Below are 18,998 nucleotides of genomic sequence, written 5' to 3' on the forward strand. Positions count from 1 at the left end.
CCGATATGTGGACAAAGTGTCCAAATCTCTCGGAAAGCGTGGTCCGCTCGAGACGGGGCTGTGGATCAGGACGAGAACGGCCGGTAGCTCCGCTGCGCCACCATCTGCTCGAATTCGCGGGCTTGGTCGGCGGTGATCTCTTCCAACGGTGATTCGAGGGCGTTGACGATCGCGGCCTGCACGCTGGCGTGGCGATCGGGAGCCCACGTGTCGACATCCCGGAGGACCTGGTCTTCGAAACCGGTCGGCGTGAAGTGGCGGCGCAGCATCCCGTTCGGCGTACGGTCGGGGCCGAACTGTGCGAAATAGCGATCGGGGTCGATGCCGGCATCCGCGTGTGCGCTGTTCTCCGTCCCGCCGACCGGATGCTGCTCGAGAACCTCGCGGATGACCAGATCCGGGTCGTCGGGATCGATCTCGCGCTCCCACCAGCCCTTATCGACCCGCGGGAGATCGAGCGTGTCGGCGAGATCGGCGCGGGAAGTCCCGACCAGCACCCGCCCCCGCGCGTTGACGGCCACCGAGACCTCGGACCCGCGATAAGTCCCCTCGTGGGAGACCGAGAACAGCTCGTCGAGTTCGCCCGGAGAGACCGCGCGGGTGTACGTGCCGACGCCGTAGCGGTCCTCGAACCCGTGCTCGAGGGTCGCCGGATCGTCGGACGTCACCACGAGATCGCCCCGGGTGTCGCGATTGGCGGCGTACAGGACGCCATTCAGACGCCCGTACAGGCCGCCACGCCGCAATCCGCTCGTCACTGCGCCCCTCCGATTCGCCGGAACTCACCGTTCGTGTAGACCGCGACCGGGGTCTTGGAGCCATTCTCCACGACAGAGATCACCGCGCCTTCGGGCGGAGTGAAGCGTCCGGAGGAAACGAACTCAGGAACCATCACATCGCTCCCGGCAGCCGTGAACCCGTTGCCCGTGAAGGGAGCGGGCCAATCGTGGTCACCACCGAGGCGCGGTCCGTACGGGACATCGAAGGACACCCCGGCCCCCGCCTCGAAGTCGATGACCGCGAACCGGTCCGCGTCCGGGCGCGTGAACGGACTGTCGGTGTAGTCGAGGCGAAGCTCGTCGACGACCTCGGCGAGGGAGCGACTCCCTCCGTCGTAGTCGCCGGCGCGCGTCATGAACCCGCCCAGCTGCGAGTACTCCCCGCCGATGTACTTGTCGATGTCGTCGATGGGGATCACCTTCGACATCGGAGTTCCCGGTGTGACGGGAGGGACGGACTCACGCAACTGGTGGATACCCTCCGCCTGCGCGTCGGTCAGATCGCTGAGGGGGGTCCGTCGAATCGTGTTCGCCTCGGCCGTCGACCAGCCCTGGTCGTCGAGGGCTCCGGTGAAGAACGCGTGGTCGTCGATGCCGACCCCGCGGCTCGGCGCCGGCCAGTCGATGTCGGTGGCCCCGTCGGGGCGATCCACGCGTCCGAAGATGTCCGCCTGCTCCGCGTTGAGCTGCGCAAGGGTCTCGCTGTCGACCCCCGGGAGTCGGGACTGCTCGTACAGCCCGTGCGCATCCATCTTCGCGGCGAGGCTCGCGTCCGTGTGGAACTGCACCTCGATGATGCGGCCGCTCTGCGGGTCCACCCAGTTGCTGTTGATGCCCTGGTATCCGTCGGAGCCCCAGGTGTTCTTCAGCGCCCCGACGGGCTCGTAGCCGCGCGCGGAGAGGTCGCCGATGATGCCGTTCACGCCGGCGGTGTAAGACTCCTCGGCGACGACGAAGGTGTAGCGGATGCTGTCCTTCATCCCGCCGACGACCGGACCGGCCGGCGCACCTGGTGCCATCTGGTCGAGTTCGGTGGCCACCTTCCGGTACATCGACTCGTCGCCCTTGAGGCGGTACTCGAGGCCTTCCATCCGCGCTTCGGGGTGCAGATCCTGAACGGCTTGCATGTCGGCCGTGATGCGCGGCTCGGCGGCGCGGGATCCGGCGAGGTACTCATCGACGGCGGCGCGCTGCGCCGGGTCGAGGCTGAGGTCCGCCCCCTCGGAGCTTCGCCATCCGCCCTCGTCTCCCGCCGCGGCGGGAGCGGGGTCGCCACCGTTCCCACCCGGGGGAGGAACATCGTCCGGTCCTCCGCTGGAGAGGTCGGAGCCCTCCACACCGGAACCGCCGGATCCGCCCGGACCCTCGCCTCCGGACGCGTCGCCGCCCGTGGCGGTGTCGGGCTCGCGGACGACCGTGGACTCGCCACCGGTGCCGCCCGTCTCGGTGCGGACGGGGGCGTCGTCGACGATGGAGTTCATCGCTCCGGGAGTCGTCTCGCCACGAACGCCGCCTGAGGTGACGAGCTCGGGTTCGCGGACGGGAGCTGCGACCGAGGTCTCCGCCCCGCCGTCGCCGGCGCGCACTGCGCCGCCCGCAGCGTTGTCGAAGGTGCCCGCGGGCATCTCGATCTTCCCGCCGGGGAATTCAAGGACGTTGTTGCCGGCACCGTCCACGCGCGCGGTGACGGTGTTCGGGTCGACCCCGAAGTCGTCGAGCAGCTGCATGCCGGAGGCGGCGTCCGTGGCGGTGTAGACCTCGATGTTCGGCGATTCGAAGCCGTCGACCTTGCCGATGAGGTTGTCGAGGCTGCCGAGTCCGAGCGAGCCGAGGCGCGTCGCGCCGTTCACGGCCCACGCACCGGGGTCGATGACATCGACCGCGCGCGACATCTTCGACAGCACGGATGCCGCCGTCCCGGCCGTCTTGACGCCGGCGACGGCGGCGCCGCCGGGGATCAGGATCGTGCCGACGTTGAAGACGCTCTCGCCGAGCGCGGTGCCGGGGTCATCGGCCCACTTGTCCCACGCGATGAGCGCCTTGCCGGTGTTGACGGCGACCTCGTCGGCATCCGCCTTGAAGTCGCGCACCTCCTGCGGCAGGAATCCGTCCCCGCCCATCGACTGGGCGAGCGAGTCGGCCTGGAAGATCGGGGCGAGCAGCCCGCTGTTCATGAGCCCGGCGGCTCCGAGCATGCCGAGGTTGCCCCACGCGGCCCCGTAGGCGTCGCCGGAGAACCAGTCGCCCGTCTCGGGGTTGTAGCCGAGGACGAGAGTGCCGAGGCCCTCGATCGTCCCCCACACACCGCCGACGGCGATGCCCTCCCACAGGAAGTCCTTGAAGACGAACTTCGCGGTGGCCTCGCCGCAGCCTTCGGTGCGCTCCACTTCGGCGCCCCACGGCATCTCGGTGCCCTCGGGGATCTCCGACAGTCCGTAGCCGAGCGCGTCGTCCTCGGATTGGTAGGCGCGCAGGCCCGCGGCGCCGTAGAGCGCGCGGATCGTGTTCGCGCACGCCCGCTCGGCCTCCCAGAGAGCCGTCTGCTGCGCGTTGACCTGGCCGATCAGGTCGTTGTTGCGGTCGACGTAGGACTGGACCTCGTGCCATTCCTTGCTGACCGTGCGGTACTGCGGGATGTCGGCGGTCGACGTCGAACCCCCGCCGAGCGACGACGACGAGTACGAGTAGGAGGCCGCGCCCCCGTAGCTCGACTGGGAGTTGATCCACGCGGGGTTCACCTCCCGCACGCTCACGCCGCCGGCGATCTCCGCGTTGAACGCGACCGCCTGGGCACGCAGGGAATCCAGCTCCGCCTTGATCGGACGGATGTCGGCCGCGAAGCGCTTCAACGCTCCGGCGACGACGTCGAGGTTGTCGCCGACGGCTGTCGCCTGGGACGAGACCGGCTGCATGAGGCCGAGGAGCCGCCCCGACTCGGGAGCGGAGTAGACGCCCGCCATACCCTGCCACTTGAGGTGGACATCCGAGCCGTTCTCGCGCACGCGGGATGCGACGGAGGTGACAACGCCGGCCTGCGCCTCGATCGTGTCGGGGTCGAGGTCGGCGCCGGGGATGGCTTCGGGATTGATCGCGGTCGCCATCACATCACCCCCCGCGGGAGCGAGGGCGGGAAGATCGCGGCGACACTGGCCGACTGCGCGTTCGCGGCCATCTCCAGGTCTCCGGTCACGTACGCCTGTGTCGCGGTGACGACGCCGTTCGCGGCCGCACCGATGCGCGCGTTCATCGCCTGGATCCGGGGCGCCTCCTCCTGCTGGAAGTAGGACTGCACCGCCTCGGAGATGGCCGGGGACTGCGTCGCCGTCACGGCGAGCTCGAGGGCCGGCGCGAGCTCAGCCAGCGCCGTCCCGAGCGCCTCGGCGTGCGGGTTGACGGACTGGAGAACTTCGGCGACCCCCGACGGCTGGATGCTCCAGTTCGTCATGGGCTCGGTTCAGACCGGCTCAGCCGATCGACTCCACAGCGGCGCGCGCCTTGCGGAGGGCATCCTGCGCCGACTCGTCATTGCGCTCGAGCGACGAGCGCAGGGTCTGGATGATGCCGCGGACCTCGGCCGCGGCGTTCTTCCACCGCAGCTCCTTGGCGCGGTAATCCTCCGACACGCCTTCCGCGGTGTAGTCGGCCATCGCCGCCTGCACATCGCGGTCGTGCTGGTCGATGACGGCTTCGAGCTGCGATGCGACGCGGTTGAAGTTGTCCTGTGCGTTCTGGGATGCCGCGATGTCGTAGTCGCGACGGTCGCCCTGATTGACCATGGTGATCGTCCTCTCTGCGCTCAGCGCGATCCGAAACGGGCGGCGTCGAACTGCGACCCCGACTCGAGCGACTGGGTGGAGTCGACCATGGCGGACTCGCCCTCGAGGAAGGAGCGGTTCATCCCGCCGATACCGATGAGGACGGCGTCCAGCGATGCCTTGAGCTCACCGGAGATCGCGTCGGTGCGCGCCTTGAAACGGTCGAAGGCGGAGCGGCCGGCACCCTGGAAGCGGCCCTCGAGCGGCTCGGCCGCCTCGAGCAGCTGGCGCACCAGCGCGGCGAGCTCGTCGCTGGAGCCCGAGGTGGTCTTGGTCAGCACGCTCAGCGTGTCAGCACCCATGGCGAACTTCATGCGTCCACTTCCTCTCGTCGTTCGGCCGCGCGCACGCGCACCGATCAGGTCCTCGATGAAGAACTCCGACAGGCTAACCCAGGCCCGCAAGAGACGTCTGTCCCCCTTTCGGCGGACAGATCGTCTGTGGTAAGCGCCGTCAGCCCTTACGGGCCTTCATCTCCCGCTTGTATTCGCGGACCTTCGCGAGCGATTCCGGCGACACGATGTCGGCGACCGATCGGAAGGATCCCTCGTCTCCGTACGCGCCTGCGGCCTCGCGCCATCCGTCGCCCGTGAAGCCGTACTGCTTGCCGAGGAGAGCGAGGAAGATCTTCGCCTTCTGCTCGCCGAAGCCGGGGAGGGCCTTCAGGCGTTTGAGCACCGTGGCGCCGTCGGGATCGTCTCGCGTCCAGATCTGCGCGGCGTCCCCGTCCCAGTCCTCGGCGACCGCCTGGCAGAGCGACTGCACGCGCCCCGCCATCGACCCCGGATAGCGGTGCACCGCGGGGCTCTCGCGGAAGGCCTCGACGAGCGCGTCCGGGTCGTAGCCGGCGAGGGCTGCGGCATCCATCGCCCCCGTGCGCTCGCGGATCTTCAGCGGACCCGCGAAGGCGACCTCCATCGCGACCTGCTGGTCCAGCAGCATGCCGATGAGGAGCGCGAGCGGATCGTCGGTGAGCAGCTCGTCGGCCGCGGCGTCCCCGGTGATGTGCAGCGTCATGCGCTCCATCATGCCCCGCCCGGCCGTCCAGGTGGCGGGGAGGTCCGAATGGGAGGATGGATGCCGTGAGTGCAGCCGGAATGACCGTCGACGATCTGGCCGCCCGCGCCCGCGAAACCCGCGTGGTCGTGGTGGGTGGGGGCCTGGCGGGCCTCGCCGCGGCGTGGCAGTGCGCGAAGGTCGGCATGGCCGTCACGGTGCTCGAGGCCGCGCCCGAGCTCGGCGGAACGCTCCGACGCGTCGAGCTGGCCGGGGCGACGGTGGGCACGGGTCCCTGGGGCTGGTCGTCCCGCGGTGGCGCCGTGGACGAGCTCGTCGACGATGCGGGCCTGACCGACCGGGTCGTCGAGGCTGCGGAAACTGCGACCTGGATCGCGCGCGTGCCGAAGGTCGGGTCGGTGCCCGCACCGGAGGCGACGATCCTCGGCATCCCCGAGAACGCGTGGGACGAGTCCGTGCGCGCGGTGATCGGGTGGAGCGGCACGTGGCGCGCCTATCTCGACCGCGTGCGCCCCCCGCTCACGATCGGCAGCGAGCGCAACCTCGGCACGCTCGTGCGTGCCCGGATGGGACAGGACGTCGTGGACCGCCTGGTCGCCCCTCTCAGCGTCGGCGGGTTCGGGCTGGCACCCGACGAGATCGACGTGGGGCACGCCGTGCCGAAGCTCAACGCCGCGCTCACGCGCACCGGATCGCTGCAGGCCGCCGTCGCGGAGCTGCGCGCCGAACGCGCCGAGCGGGGCGGGAGCGCCCCGCTGAAGAGCCTCGACGGCGGGATGCCGCAACTCGTCGACGCGCTCGTCGCGCGCCTGGTCGAGCGCGACGTGCAGATCGAGACCGGCACGCGCGTGGAGCGCATCGTCCGTGTCGGCGACGTGTACGAGGTCGCCGTGGACGAGGACCATGTGCTCGTGGACGACGAGGGTGACGAGGGGGAGTCGTCCCCCACCCGCGTCGCCGACCTCGTGATCGTCGCCACCGGCGAGACCGATGCGCGGCGCCTGCTCGGCGGACTTCTCGGCCGCGACCTCGGGACGTCGCGATCGGTCACGCGCGAGGTGGTCACCCTCGTCGTCGATACACCGGACACGGATGCCGCGCCGCGGGCCGCCACCGTGCACGCCGTGCCGGGGACGGGCGCGGCCGACAGTGTGGTCGTCGAGTCGGCACGCTGGCCGTGGCTCACCGGAGAGCTCGGCGCCGGGCGTCACCTCGTCACCGTCGCCTTCGGCTCCTCTCTTCAGGCCCCCGCGACGGCGGCGCTCGGCGACGCCGAGGCGATCGAACTCGCGCGCACCGAGGCGGAGGCGTTCCTGGGCGTCGACCTCCCGACCGTCGCGGACGCCCACCGCGCCCGCTTCGAGCTCGCGCGGCCCGCATCCGCCCTCGGACAGCCCGAGGAGGCGGAGGAGATCCGCGCCCGTGCCGCTGGGGTCGACGGGCTCGGAGTGGTCGGCGCGTGGGTGTCCGGAAGCGGGCTCGCGCGCGTGGTCGCCGACGCCGCGGACGAGACCGAACGGGTCCGCCGCGCGCGCCTGTTCGCGGCCGAGCGCGGGCAGTGAACCCCGTATCGACGGCAATGTCAAGGGCGGATGCCGGAATCGGCATACGCCGCTACTCTGGGACTCACTTTCCAGCGCAGAACCGATCGTGAGGAGACCCCATGAGGGGCAAAGCAGGAGTGGTCCTCGGACTGGCCGTCGGGTACGTCCTCGGCACGCGCGCCGGTCGCGAGCGTTACGAGCAGATCAAGACCCAGGCCGACAAGGTGTGGAGCGCCGAACCGGTGCAGCGCCAGGTCGTGAAGGTCAAGGAGTTCGCCGCGTCCGCGGCGATGGCTCTCCCCAGCACCCTGTGGAACTCCGCAGTGAAGGTCACCAAGGCCGCAGCGTCGAAGGGTACGGCAGAAGAGCGCGTCGAACGCGTCAAAGCTGCGGGTGCGGAATCGGCCGACGAGATCCAGAAGACCGCGAAGGTGTCGGCTCGCGCCGCGAAGCAGGCCGCCGACGACCTCTCGACCGAAGGCAGTGGTTCCTGACATGACGACCCCGCGCGGTTTCCGTGATCGCGCCGACGACTCGATCTTCACTCTCGTCGGCGAGATCCCCGAACTCGTCCGCAACCTCGTCGTCGCCGAGATCGACGCGGCCAAGGGCTGGGTCAAGCGCACGGCGAAGGATGCCGGCATCGGCGCAGGGTGGCTCGTCGCCGCTCTCGTCGTGCTCTTCTGGTCGATCCCGGCCCTCGGCGCGTTCATCGTCGCCGGCCTGTCGTCGTGGTGGCCCGTGTGGCTGTCGGCGCTGGTGCTCTTCCTGGCGATGCTCCTGTTGACCGGTGTGCTCGCGCTCTTCGGCATCCTCCGCTTCCGCCGTATGGCGAAGGCGGAGAACCCCGCTGAGGCGCTCGCGAAAGATGTGGAGGCGATCCGTGATGGACTCTGACCTGAGGAACTCCCGGACCCCGATCCCGGTGCCGCGCACGGGGGTCCCGCTCGGGATCACCGATCCCGTCGAGAAGGCGCGCGCCGAGCTGAAGGCGGCCCTCGCCGCGATCGAGGTGAAAGCCAACGTGCCGCGCCGCGTGAGCCACGTCGTCGACGAGAAGGTCGCCCAGGCGCGCGAGTTCCGCCGCCGCGAACCGGGCCTCGCCGCGGCCGCCGTCGTCGGTGCGGCCGCGCTGATCGGCACCGCGGTGTGGGCGCTCGTCCGCGGCTACGCACGCTGACGCGACCCTGACCCCGGCGGCGGATCGTCCGCGAGCCACGCGGCCGGGGGTATGCTCGCATGCAAGGCAGTGCAATGGTGCGATGCTGCCGACCGCGCGAACCCGATTCGTCCCGCGTGGCGGCTGCTCGAGGTGAGGGCGGCCGACCGAGCACCTCGAGAGTCGATGTCATGAATTCTGCCGCAGCACACCGTCCGCCCAAGCCCCTGGCGGGCTGGCGCGTGCTCGTGCCCCGCGGCGGCCCGTGGGGAGACGGCGTGGCCGCCACCCTTCGCCGTCAGGGTGCGACGCCCGTCATCGCCCCGCTCATCAACTTCGCGCCGACGAATGACCAGGCGAGCCTCGACAACGCGCTCGCGGACCTCGCCGCCGGTCGCTTCGACTGGCTGACCGTCACGAGTGCGACCACCGTGGACGTGCTCTACGCCTATCGCGCCGCCATCCCGGCGTCGACCAAGGTCGCCGCGGTCGGCGAGACCACCGCCGCCGCGCTCCTCGCGGTCGGGTACCGCGTCGACCTCGTCCCCGAGCAGGACAACTCCGCCGCCGGCATGGCCGAGCAGCTCATCGGGCTCGAGCCGCAGGCGCGCGACATCCTGACCCTCCGGAGCGAGATCGCCAAACCCGTGCTGACCAACATGCTCTCCGAGGCGGGTCATCGGGTCCGCAGCGTCGTGGCGTACCGCACCGTCGGTGTGCCGGTCACCGAGCGGATCGCCGAGGACGTCCGGTCGGGACGCATCAACGCGATCCTCGTGACGAGCGGCTCGGTCGCCGAGCAGGTGCACGAGCAGTTCCCCGAGGTCCCCGAGAGCACGATCATCGCCGCGATCGGCCCGCGCACCGCGAGCGATGCCCTGAAGGCCGGCCTCGAGGTCGACGTGATCGCCGACCAGCAGACGGTCGACGCGCTCATCGACGCCGTCGCGCGCTTCACGCTCCCGCACGCCGAAGACGAGTTCGCCCCGCGCACCGGCGCGGTCCCCCTGCCGCCGTACGACCGCGGATGACCCGCGCGGGCGGCCCCCGCATCGTGGTCCTCGCCGGCGGTGTCGGCGGATCGCGCTTCGTCCTGGGCGTCCGTGCCGCCCTCCGGGCGCGCGGGATCGACGACACAGCGGCCCGCCTCACCGTCGTCGTCAACACCGGCGACGACCTGTGGCTCTCGGGCGTCCGCCTGCAGCCCGACCACGATTCGCTCCTGTACGCCCTCGCCGGCGTCGGCGACACCGAGCGGGGCTGGGGGCGCGCGGGCGAGAGCGAGCGGGTGAGCGCCGAGCTGCAGGCCTGGGGGTCCGGCTGGCCGTGGTTCACCCTCGGCGACCTCGACCTCGGCACCCACCTCGCCCGGACCGGCTGGCTGCGCGAGGGCGCCACGCCGACCGAGGTCGCCGCGCGGCTCGGGGGCCGATGGAGCCTCGGAGCGCGCCTGATCCCGATGACGGATGCCGAGGTCGACACCCGCGTGACCGTCGCCGCCGACGCTCCGGACGGAGAACCCGGATCCGAACGGGTCCTGCACTTCCAGGAGTGGTGGACGCGGCACCGCGCCGCCCTCCGCCCGCTGCGCTTCGACAACCCCGGCATCGCCGAGGCCGTCCCCGCGCCGGGCGTCATCGACGCGATCGCCGACGCCGACGTCGTCCTGCTCGCCCCCTCTAACCCGGTCGTCTCGATCGGGCCGATCCTCGCCGTCCCCGGCATCCGCGACGCGGTGCGCGCGAGCGCGGCGCCCGTCGTCGGGGTCTCGCCGATCATCGGCGGCCGGGTCGTGCGCGGGATGGCGGATGTCTGCCTCGCCGCGATCGGGGTCGACACCGACGCGGCGGCCGTCGCCGCACACTACGGTGCCCGCCGCGATCCCTCCGGTCTCCTCGACGCGTGGCTCCTCGCCGAGGAGGACGCCGGCGGGGCCGCCCGCGTGGCCGATGCCGGCATCCGTCCCGTCGTCGCGCCGCTGTGGATGACGGATGCCGCGCGCTCGGCTCGTCTCGCCGAGGACGCCCTCCGGGCGGCGGGCCTGACGTGATCGACCTGGGCGCGGGAGCATGGGTGCTCCTCGGCGTCGCCGCAGTCGTGATCGGGCTGTCGAAGACCGCCGTCCCGGCATCCGGGACCATCGCCGTGGCGATCTTCGCCGCGGTGCTGCCGGCGCGGCAGTCGACCGGAACCATCCTGTTGCTGCTGATCCTCGCCGACATGATCGCGCTCATCGCGTACCGCCGCGACGTGAACTGGCGGGCGCTCGTGCGGCTCGCGCCCGCGGTGGGGGTCGGCATCCTTCTCGGCGTGGCGTTCCTCGCTGTCGCGGACGACACCGCGGTCACGCGCGTGATCGGCGTCATCCTGCTCGTCGTGGTCGCGTTCACGCTGCTGCGACGCCGATTCGGCAGCGCAGCAGCGAGTGGTCGTGCCCCGAGGGTGGCCGCGGCCGCCTACGGCACGCTCGGCGGCTTCGCCACGATGGTCGCCAACGCCGCGGGCCCGGTGATGTCGATGTACTTCCTCGCGGCGCGGATGCCGGTGAAGGAGTTCCTCGGCACGGCGGCGTGGTTCTTCGCGATCGTGAACATCTCGAAGGTGCCGTTCTCCGTCGGCCTCGGTCTGATCACCCCGGAGGGACTGCTGCTCGACCTCGTGCTCGCCCCGATCGTCGTGGCCGCGGCGATCTTCGGGCGGTGGCTCGCGCCGCGTCTGTCGCAGCGGCTGTTCGAACGGCTCGTCGTGGCGGCGACGCTCTTCGGCGCCCTGTACCTGCTCTTCGCCTGAGGCTCAGGCAGAAAGCCCCGCGCTTGCGGCCGCGGTCCGCGGACCCACCCCGAGAGAAAGGGCCGCGCGGAGCTGCCCCAGCGTGTCGACGTCGCGCCGGAGCGGCGACGACGACGGAAGGTCGAGGAGGCGGCATCCGCTCTCCACGTGCCGGGCGAGCGAGCCGTCGCCGAAGGACGACGCCCACGTCACCCCCGCGGCGGCGGTGACGAGGGTCGACCCCGAGCCCTCGGCATCGGCCACGACGGCGCGATCGACGTCCGCGGCGAGATCGAGCGCCGCAGTCAGGTCGTCCGCGCGCAGGGCGGGGAGGTCGCCGAGGAGGGCGGCGCGGGGGAGCGCGGCACGTGGATCGACCGCCTCGACGCCGGCGGCGACGGCGCGGTCGAGGCCGCCGGGTCGCGGGTCGGGGACGAAGCGGACCGCGGGGAGCATCGCCGCCTCCCGGGCGAGCTGCGGGTCATCGCCGACGACGACGAGCTGAAGCACCCGGGGGGACGCGGCGACGGCGGTGAGGGTGTCCAGGGCGATCGCACGGGCGAGGTCGGTGCGGCGCGCACCGTCGACCTGCAGGCGCGACTTCCCCTCGCCGGCGGGCTTGACCGGGACGACGACGACCCAGCGGGCGGGTCGGGCGGTGTCGGTCACGCGCCGAAACGCTCGCGCAGACGCGGGAGGATCTCCGCGCCGTAGCGGCGGAGGAAGGCCTCCTGGTCGTGCCCCGGGTCGTGGAAGACGAGGTGGCGGAAGCCCTGCTCGACGTACCAGGCGATCCGCTCGACGTGCTCGTCGGGATCGTCCGAGACGATGAACCGCGAGGCGGCGCGCTCGATCGGGAGCGCATCGCCGAGGCGCTGCATCTCGATCGGGTCGTCGGTGCCCATCTTCTCGTCGGGGCTGAGGGCGAGCGGGGCCCAGAAGCGGGTCTTCTCGCGACCCTCCTCGAGAGTGTCGGCGAGCGAGACCTTGACTTCCATGAGGGTGTCGATGTCGTCCCTCGTGCGCCCCTCCTTGCGGAGGCCCTCGTCGAGGGCGGGGAGGAGGGTGTCGGTGTACAGCTCGCGCTTCTTCCCGCTGGTGGTGATGAAGCCGTCGGCGATCCGGCCCGCGAGGCGGGTCGCGGCCGGCCCTGCCGCGCCGATGTAGACCGGCACGCGCTCGTCGGGGCGGTCGTAGATCGTCACGTTCCGGGTCGTGTAGAACGTGCCGTCGAAGCTGACGCGCTCCTCGCTCCACAGGCGGTCGATGAGGCCGAGGGCCTCCTTCAGCCGCTGGAAGCGCTCGGGCGGATCCGGCCACGCGAAGCCGAGGTTCGCCTCATTGAGCGCCTCGCCCGTTCCGACGCCGAGGATCACGCGTCCGGGGTAGAGCGCGCCGAGGGTGGCGAACTCCTGCGCGATGACGGTCGGGTTGTAGCGGAAGGTCGGGGTGAGCACGGAGGTGCCGATGAGCACCCGCGAGGTGCGCGCGCCGAGCGCGCCGAGGAGCGGGACGGATGCCGGGGCATGACCGCCGTCGTGCAGCCACGGCTGGAGATGGTCCGACACGAACACCGAGTCGAACCCGACCTCCTCGGCGAGCACGGCGAAATCGAGCAGCTCGCCCGGGCCGAACTGCTCGGCGGAGGCCTTGTATCCCAAACGGAGGGGGATGGTCATGGTGCTCCCTTTCCCGCCCGCGCCGGTGCGGGGGCGAATTCGGATCCGTCGGTGCGGGCGAGCCGCGCGCGGAAGGCGTCGACCGTGCCCGGCCACAGCAGCGTGAGGCGGCCGGAGCGAGGATCGACGTACCAGCTGCGGCATCCGCCGGTGATCCACGGCGTGGATGCCGCCGCCGCGTCGATCTCCGCGGTGTAGGCGACCTCGGCATCGGGGCGCACCCGCAGGACGCCGTCGGGCATCGTGTCGCGGTGCGCGAGGGCGTTCACAGCGTACGCGGCCTGCTCCTGGATCATCAGGACGGCGGAGTTGTGACCGAGCGACGCATTCGGGCCGTTGAGGACGAAGAGGTTCGGGAAGCCGGAGACCACGGTGGAGGCGAACGAGGTCATGCCCGCGGCCCAATGCTCGGCGAGGGTGACGTCGTCCTCACCCCGCACGAGGGCGGCGTAGGGCTGCTGCGCGGAGGCGAAGCCGGTGGCGAGGATCACGACGTCGGCGTCATGCGCACGGCCCGCCGCGGACATCAGACAGGCGCCGTCGACCCGCGCGAGGGCGGTCGGCTCGAGCGTCACCCGGTCGCCCGCGACGGCGGGGTAGAAGTCGTCGGAGAGGAGCACGCGCGTGCAGCCGAAGGCGTAATCGGGGGTGAGTGCGGCGCGGAGGGCGGGGTCGGCCACCTGGGCGTGCAGGTGCGCCAGAGCTTCCGCGCGGGCAGCCTCCGAGGCCGCGGCGTCCCCCGAGCGCGACGCGAAGCGATCCTCGCCCTGGAGGTACAGCGTCCGGCGCAGGCGTGCGAGGGCGTCGGGGTCGTCCCTCAGGCGTCGGCGCTCGGCATCCGTGTAGGGCGCGTCGCCGCGCGGCACGATCCACGCCGGCGTCCGCTGGAAGAGCGTCACGTGCGCGGCGGTGCGCGCGAGCTCCGGGAGGATCTGCACCGCGCTCGCCCCCGTTCCGACGAGGGCGACCCGGGCGTCGGCGAGCAGCACGTCGTGATCCCAGCGCGCGGAGTGGAACATCGGCCCGGGGAAGGTCTCGAGTCCGGCGATGTCGGGGATCGAGGGCTCGGTGAGCCGCCCGCACGCGAGCACCAGCACCTCGGCCTCGAACGTCTCCGCAGTGGGGCCCGCGGTCTCGATCCGCCAGACGGCCGCGGCGACATCCCATCTCGCCGCGGTCACGGCGGTGCGAAGGCGCAGGCGCTCGCCGAGGCGCTCGCGAGCGGCGACGTCCTCGAGGTAGGCGCGGATCTCGGCGCCCCGCGCGTAGACCCCCGGGGCATCCGGACGCGGATACTCGGCGAAGCCGTACAGGTGCGCCGGCACGTCGCACGCGACGCCGGGGTAGGTGTTCTCGCGCCAGGTCCCGCCGACGGATGCCGCACGCTCGAGCAGCATGAAATCGTCGCGGCCCGCCCGCTGGAGCGCGATCGCCATCCCGAGCCCGGCGAACCCGGCGCCGACGATCGCCACCTCCACGCGGCGCGCGGTCACCGGCTCACCTCGCGGTAGTCGGTGGTGCGCTGGCGGAACGGCCGGAGGAGGCGCGCGACGAGGCGCTCGGCATCCGCTCGGGGGAACTCCAGTCCCTGCTCGATGCCGGTGTCGGGGCGGACGCGCCCGTCGAGCAGCGTGCCGCCGAGGTCGTCTCCGCCCGAGCGGAGGAGAGTGGCGGCGGTATCGCGGCCGACGCGGGTCCACGGGATCTGCACGTGAGCGATGCTGCCGCTGAGGAGCAGACGCGACACCGCGACCATCGCCCGGTGCTCGTCGATCGCGGCGCGCCCGGGCACGAGGGGGACGCCGCCGGCGGGACCGGGGAGGGGGATCGGCACGAACTCGGTGAACCCGCGCGTGCGCTCCTGGATTCCCCGGAGGCGGCGGAGGTGGGCGATGCGCTCGGCGGCGGTCTCGACGTGACCGTAGAAGAGCACCGAGGTCGAGCGGAACCCGGCCTCGTGGGCGGTGATGATCCCCTCCTCCCACCGGGCGATGTCGAGGTCGTCGGGGGCCACGAGGGCGCGGACGCGTTCGCTGAGGACCTTCACGCCGGTGCCGGGGACCGTGTCCACCCCGGCGTCCCGCAGAGCCGCGAGGGCGCCGGAGAGGCCGAGCCCGCCGCGGTCGGCGAGGTCGCGGACGTCCTGCGGGCGGTACGCGTGGAGGTGGAGGGCGGGAGCGGCCGCGGTGATCGCGCGGGCGATCGCGAGGTACGCGGCGGGGTCTTCCGCGTCGGGGAGACGCCCCTGCACGCAGATCTCCGTCGCGCCGAGGGCGGCGGCATCCGCGGCGATCTCGGCGACCTCGTCGAGCGAGAACGTCCCGGGCTCACCGGTCGGCGTCGCGCGGAACCCGGTGGAGGTGAGGTTGCGGTTGACGACCATGCTCACCGCCTCGCCGACGGTGTAGCGGCGGACGTCGTCCGCGGTGCGGGCGAGGACGTCGAGCGCCTCGCCGGTGGACTCGAGGAGGTCGACCCATTCGGCGTCGTCGAGGCTCGCCGGGTCGTCGGCGGCGCGTTCGGCCAAGCGGGTGGCGACCGGTCGCGGTGAAGAACGCGGGCCGTATGTCGCCTCGGTGGGTGCGGCGGGGGCTCCGGGGCCGATCCGTCCCGCGTTTTCGACAGTGGAGACGCGGGAACCGGCCGCGGCGAGGCCCGTGTCCGGATCGGCAAGGGCGGCGACGGCGGGGGCGAGGCCGGGATCGAGCCAGGTCTCGGCGTCCCGGACGTACTCCGGGTGCGCCGTCAGGCGCTCGCGGAGGGTGTAGCCGAGGTCGGCGGTGGCCGAGGCGAGGTCGTCGACGTGCGGCCACGGGCGCTCTGGGTTGACATGATCCGCGGTGAGCGGCGAGACCCCGCCCCAGTCGTCGATCCCGGCCGCGACGAGCCGGGCGAACTCGCGCGGGTCGGACAGGTTCGGCGGCACCTGGATCCGCATGTGCGGGCCCATCACCAGACGCGCGACCGCGACGGTGCGGACGTATTCGTCGAGATCGGCGTCGGGGGCGTCGCGCATCGCCGTCTGCGCCTTCGCGCGGAAGTTCTGCACGATCACCTCCTGCACGTGCCCGCGTCCGGACGCCGCATGACGGAGGTGTGCGTCGCGGATCGCCACCAGCGACTCGGCCCGATCGCGGATCGTCTCGCCGATGCCGACGAGGATGCCGGTGGTGAACGGCACGCGCAGGCGCCCGGCGTCTTCGATGACGGCGAGGCGGAGATCGGGGTCCTTGTCGGGCGAGCCGTAGTGGACCTGACCGCGCTCCTCGAACAGCCGCCGTGAGGTCGTTTCGAGCATCACGCCCATCGACGGCGACACGGTGCGCAGGCTTCGGAGCTCGTCTTCCGTCATCACGCCGGGGTTGGCGTGCACGAGCATGCCGGTCTCGGCCGTGATGAGCGCGGCGATGTGGGCGACGTAGTCGATCGTGGAGGCGAAGCCGTGGTCGTCCAGCCATGCGCGAGCCTCGGGCCAGCGCTCCTCCGGGCGGTCGCCGAGGGTGAGCAGGGCCTCCTTGCACCCGAGCGCCTGACCCTGTCGCACCACCTGGAGCACCTGCTCAGGCGACATGTACGCGGGCTTCCGCAGCAGCGCGAGCTGCCCGGGGGTGTCGACGAACACGCAGTAGTGGCAGCGGTCGCGGCAGAGGGTGGTCAGCGGCACGAACACCTTGCGCGAGTACGTGATGACCCCGGCGCGTCCGGCCGCGGCGAGCCCCTCGTCGCGGAGGCGACCGGCGAGAGCGGCGAGCGTCTCCTCGTCGGGACCGGATGCCGCGAGCAGCGCTTCGGCGTCGTCGGCGTCGAGCGCGGCGCCGGAGCGGACGCGGTCGAGCGCGCGGTGCACCGCGGAGCCGAGCAGGGTCATCGCTCAAGTCTCCCACCGCGCGGCAACCGTCGCGTCGCGGATCGTTGCGCTCCTGTGAGCAAACGCCTCGGAACGTGCGCCGCGACGCTGGCAGACTAGGGGCATGGTCACGCTCCTGCTCGATTCCACCCGGCTCGAAATCGCGCTGTCGGGGTCGGAGCGCCTCCTCGCATTCCGCAAGGAGAATGTGCTGGTCGAGCGGTCCCAGATCGCGAAGGTCCAGCTCACCGAGGACGTCTGGACCTGGCTCCGCGGCGTACCGAGCCCCGGTACGCACGTGCGCGGGATCGTCGCGGCGGGTCGCTGGCGCTCGGCGGGCGGCGACGACTTCGCGATGATCCGCCGACGCCGCGAAGGGGTCGTCATCGACCTCGAGGGGCACGAGGAGTTCGAACGCATCCTCCTCACGACCCGCCACGGGCTCGCGCTCGTCCAGGCGCTCCGCATCGACGTGGACGCCGATGACGCGGCGACGGATGTCGTCGAGATCGTCGAGACCGCGGCGGTTCCGGTGATCGTTCCCGGCGTCAGCTGACGTCGCGTCGCCAGGTGGTCGCCCACCCGACCACGAGGAACACCGCGGCATAGGCGAGAAGCACGATGCCGCCGGCCCACCACTCGAGTGTCCCGCCGTCGCCACCGGTCGGGCCGATGCCGGTGAAGACGCTCGCGCCGACGAGGGCGTCGCCCGCGGCTCCCGGGAGGAACCGGACGACCTCGGAGAGGCCGTCGACGAACGAGCCGGCGACACGGCCGATCGGCTCGAGGAACTGGGTGAACACCAGGACGCCGACGACGGCGCCCACCTGGTTGCGGACGAGCGCGCCGACGCCGATGCCGATGAGGACCCACAGCACGAAGGCGATCAGCATCCGCCCGATGAGCGCCCACGTGTCGGCCTCGCCGAGGCCCGTGTCGATGCCGAAACCGGCGAGGAACCCCGCGCCGGCGCCGACGGCGGCGAGCGTTCCGAGCACGCCGTAGAGGAGGCCGAGCAGGATGCCGACCACGACCTTGCCCGCGAGTGCCGTGCCGCGCCGGGGGAAGGCGAGGAAGGTGGGGGTGAGCGTCTGGTGGCGGAACTCGCTCGTGACCATCAGGGTGCCGATGAGGAGCGGGAAGACGTAGCCGACGGAGGTGGCGGAGCTGTAGATCGTGGGCGGGAGGATCGACGGGTCGATCGTCATCTGCTGCCCGGGGAGTGCGCCGCTCGCCGAGGCGGCGAAGACGAACCCGAGCGCCGCCGCGGTGAAGGCGACGTAGGCGACGAGGATGATCGCGAGCAGCCACCACATCGACGTGGTGATCTGCTTGACGGACTCGGAGCGGACCGCTGCGGCGAGGCTCATCGCACGTCACCTCTTTCCTCGGTGGTGACTTCTTCGTCGGCGGGCTCGCCCTCCGCCGGGGCCTCCGTCACCGTCGGCGCGTGCACGCGCGTGCCGTTGACGAGGTCGAGGAACACCTCCTCCAGCGCGGGGCCGCGGCGCTGAAGGCCCGAGAGGGCCACGCCCGCCGCGGCGGCGATCGTGCCGACCTCGGCCGGATCGCGGTCGGTCACGCGGATGCCGCCACGGATGATCTCCACGGTCGCACCGGCCGCGCCGAGGGCATCGAGAAGGCTCTGTCGATCGGGGGCGTCGACGACGGTGGCGTACTCGTTGGGATCGGCGAGGTCGTCGAGGCCGCCCTGGAAGACGCGCTGCCCGCGGGAGATGATCAGCACCGCATCGGCGGTCTGCTGCACTTCGGCGAGGAGGTGCGAGGAGACGAGCACCGTGCGACCCTCGCGGGCGAGCTCCTGCAGGAGCCGGCGCATCCAGCGGATGCCCTCCGGGTCGAGGCCGTTGGACGGCTCGTCGAGGACGAGCACGCCGGGGTCGCCGAGGAGCGCCGAGGCGAGTCCCAGCCGCTGACGCATGCCGAGCGAATAGCCCCCGACCTTCCGGCCGGCGGCATCCGAGAGTCCGACGAGGGCGAGGGTCTCGTCCACGCGGGTGCGGGGAAGACCCGCCGCCGCGGCGAGGACCCGGAGGTGTCCCGCGCCGGTGCGGCCCGGGTGGAAGCTGGAGGCCTCGAGGGCCGCGCCCACCGAGCGCAGCGGATGCCGCAGCTCCGCGTACGGGCGCCCGCCCACCGTCGCCGACCCGTGGGTGGCGCGGACGAGCCCCAGCAGCATGCGGAGGGTGGTGGTCTTCCCCGCGCCGTTGGGCCCCAGGAAGCCGGTGACCAGCCCCGGTTCCACGCGGGCGGTGAAGTCGGAGACGGCCCGGATGCGGCCGAAGTCTTTCGTGAGTCCGGTGAACTCGAGCGCCAATGCGTCGGGCATGCCGCGCCTCTCGTCGGTGTCGTCGTTCTGAGGTCAGGT

General features: G+C 72.0%; 20 protein-coding genes. 8 read left to right on the forward strand and 12 right to left on the reverse strand.

What is annotated here, in order from left to right; all coding sequences use genetic code 11:
• Window positions 1–65: 65 nt before the first annotated feature.
• The 6 genes from KZC50_RS05730 to KZC50_RS05755 all read right to left on the reverse strand — a co-directional run bounded on the left by KZC50_RS05730 (window position 66) and on the right by KZC50_RS05755 (window position 5,611).
• Window positions 66–758 (reverse strand): UCP033725 family protein, encoded by a 693-nt coding sequence (locus KZC50_RS05730; protein ID WP_301134611.1) that lies wholly within the window; start codon window positions 756–758, stop codon window positions 66–68.
• Window positions 755–3,880 (reverse strand): hypothetical protein, encoded by a 3,126-nt coding sequence (locus KZC50_RS05735; RefSeq protein ID WP_310890947.1) that lies wholly within the window; start codon window positions 3,878–3,880, stop codon window positions 755–757. The genes KZC50_RS05730 and KZC50_RS05735 overlap by 4 nt, the downstream gene beginning before the upstream one ends.
• Window positions 3,880–4,224, reverse strand: a complete 345-nt coding sequence (locus KZC50_RS05740; RefSeq protein ID WP_053546987.1) for a DUF6507 family protein — start codon at window positions 4,222–4,224, stop codon at window positions 3,880–3,882. Before KZC50_RS05740 ends, KZC50_RS05735 begins: the two co-directional genes overlap by 1 nt.
• Before the next feature lie 19 nt (window positions 4,225–4,243).
• On the reverse strand, window positions 4,244–4,555 hold the full coding sequence (locus KZC50_RS05745; RefSeq protein WP_236967140.1) for a pore-forming ESAT-6 family protein: 312 nt from the start codon (window positions 4,553–4,555) through the stop codon (window positions 4,244–4,246).
• A 20-nt stretch (window positions 4,556–4,575) separates the two neighbouring features.
• Window positions 4,576–4,908, reverse strand: a complete 333-nt coding sequence (locus tag KZC50_RS05750) for a hypothetical protein (RefSeq protein ID WP_310890948.1) — start codon at window positions 4,906–4,908, stop codon at window positions 4,576–4,578.
• Window positions 4,909–5,047: 139 nt separating this feature from the next.
• Entirely contained in the window at window positions 5,048–5,611 is a 564-nt protein-coding gene (locus tag KZC50_RS05755) for an HhH-GPD-type base excision DNA repair protein (RefSeq protein WP_053547159.1), read from the reverse strand.
• 56 nt (window positions 5,612–5,667) lie between these two features.
• Between KZC50_RS05755 and KZC50_RS05760 the strand changes: the two genes are divergently transcribed.
• From KZC50_RS05760 to KZC50_RS05790, 7 genes are all read left to right on the forward strand, one after another.
• Window positions 5,668–7,173, forward strand: coding sequence for a protoporphyrinogen/coproporphyrinogen oxidase (locus tag KZC50_RS05760; protein ID WP_310890949.1), 1,506 nt, complete (start codon window positions 5,668–5,670; stop codon window positions 7,171–7,173).
• 101 nt (window positions 7,174–7,274) lie between these two features.
• On the forward strand, window positions 7,275–7,649 hold the full coding sequence (locus KZC50_RS05765; protein WP_236967144.1) for a hypothetical protein: 375 nt from the start codon (window positions 7,275–7,277) through the stop codon (window positions 7,647–7,649).
• A 1-nt stretch (window position 7,650) separates the two neighbouring features.
• Window positions 7,651–8,052: a phage holin family protein gene (locus tag KZC50_RS05770; RefSeq protein ID WP_310890950.1), complete on the forward strand. Its 402-nt coding sequence runs from the start codon at window positions 7,651–7,653 to the stop codon at window positions 8,050–8,052.
• Window positions 8,042–8,335, forward strand: coding sequence for a hypothetical protein (locus tag KZC50_RS05775; protein WP_053546993.1), 294 nt, complete (start codon window positions 8,042–8,044; stop codon window positions 8,333–8,335). The genes KZC50_RS05770 and KZC50_RS05775 overlap by 11 nt, the downstream gene beginning before the upstream one ends.
• A 170-nt stretch (window positions 8,336–8,505) precedes the next feature.
• The gene (locus KZC50_RS05780) at window positions 8,506–9,345 is read left to right on the forward strand and encodes a uroporphyrinogen-III synthase (RefSeq protein ID WP_053546994.1); all 840 of its coding nucleotides are present in this window, start codon (window positions 8,506–8,508) and stop codon (window positions 9,343–9,345) included.
• The gene (gene cofD / locus KZC50_RS05785) at window positions 9,342–10,364 is read left to right on the forward strand and encodes a 2-phospho-L-lactate transferase (protein WP_310890951.1); all 1,023 of its coding nucleotides are present in this window, start codon (window positions 9,342–9,344) and stop codon (window positions 10,362–10,364) included. The genes KZC50_RS05780 and cofD overlap by 4 nt, the downstream gene beginning before the upstream one ends.
• The gene (locus tag KZC50_RS05790) at window positions 10,361–11,104 is read left to right on the forward strand and encodes a sulfite exporter TauE/SafE family protein (RefSeq protein ID WP_301134597.1); all 744 of its coding nucleotides are present in this window, start codon (window positions 10,361–10,363) and stop codon (window positions 11,102–11,104) included. The genes cofD and KZC50_RS05790 overlap by 4 nt, the downstream gene beginning before the upstream one ends.
• A 3-nt stretch (window positions 11,105–11,107) precedes the next feature.
• Here the strand turns inward: KZC50_RS05790 and cofC are convergent, their stop codons facing one another.
• Genes cofC through cofG form a run of 4 tightly spaced genes read right to left on the reverse strand, consistent with a single transcriptional unit; the run spans window position 11,108 to window position 16,630 of the window.
• Window positions 11,108–11,752 (reverse strand): 2-phospho-L-lactate guanylyltransferase, encoded by a 645-nt coding sequence (cofC, locus tag KZC50_RS05795; protein ID WP_310890952.1) that lies wholly within the window; start codon window positions 11,750–11,752, stop codon window positions 11,108–11,110.
• Complete coding sequence (fgd, locus tag KZC50_RS05800) at window positions 11,749–12,762, reverse strand: glucose-6-phosphate dehydrogenase (coenzyme-F420) (protein ID WP_310890953.1); 1,014 nt, start codon at window positions 12,760–12,762, stop codon at window positions 11,749–11,751. The genes cofC and fgd overlap by 4 nt, the downstream gene beginning before the upstream one ends.
• The gene (locus KZC50_RS05805; protein WP_310890954.1) at window positions 12,759–14,255 is read right to left on the reverse strand and encodes a flavin-containing monooxygenase; all 1,497 of its coding nucleotides are present in this window, start codon (window positions 14,253–14,255) and stop codon (window positions 12,759–12,761) included. Before KZC50_RS05805 ends, fgd begins: the two co-directional genes overlap by 4 nt.
• Window positions 14,252–16,630, reverse strand: a complete 2,379-nt coding sequence (cofG, locus tag KZC50_RS05810) for a 7,8-didemethyl-8-hydroxy-5-deazariboflavin synthase CofG (RefSeq protein ID WP_310890955.1) — start codon at window positions 16,628–16,630, stop codon at window positions 14,252–14,254. Before cofG ends, KZC50_RS05805 begins: the two co-directional genes overlap by 4 nt.
• A 103-nt stretch (window positions 16,631–16,733) precedes the next feature.
• Between cofG and KZC50_RS05815 the strand changes: the two genes are divergently transcribed.
• Entirely contained in the window at window positions 16,734–17,165 is a 432-nt protein-coding gene (locus KZC50_RS05815) for a hypothetical protein (RefSeq protein ID WP_053547000.1), read from the forward strand.
• Here the strand turns inward: KZC50_RS05815 and KZC50_RS05820 are convergent.
• On the reverse strand, window positions 17,158–17,979 hold the full coding sequence (locus KZC50_RS05820; protein ID WP_310890956.1) for an ABC transporter permease: 822 nt from the start codon (window positions 17,977–17,979) through the stop codon (window positions 17,158–17,160). The two genes, KZC50_RS05815 and KZC50_RS05820, sit on opposite strands and share 8 nt — an antisense overlap.
• Window positions 17,976–18,959, reverse strand: a complete 984-nt coding sequence (locus KZC50_RS05825; RefSeq protein WP_310890957.1) for an ABC transporter ATP-binding protein — start codon at window positions 18,957–18,959, stop codon at window positions 17,976–17,978. Before KZC50_RS05825 ends, KZC50_RS05820 begins: the two co-directional genes overlap by 4 nt.
• Between the last annotated feature and the right edge of the window lie 39 nt (window positions 18,960–18,998).

Source organism: Microbacterium aurantiacum, assembly GCF_031625015.1.
Lineage (GTDB): Bacteria > Actinomycetota > Actinomycetes > Actinomycetales > Microbacteriaceae > Microbacterium > Microbacterium aurantiacum.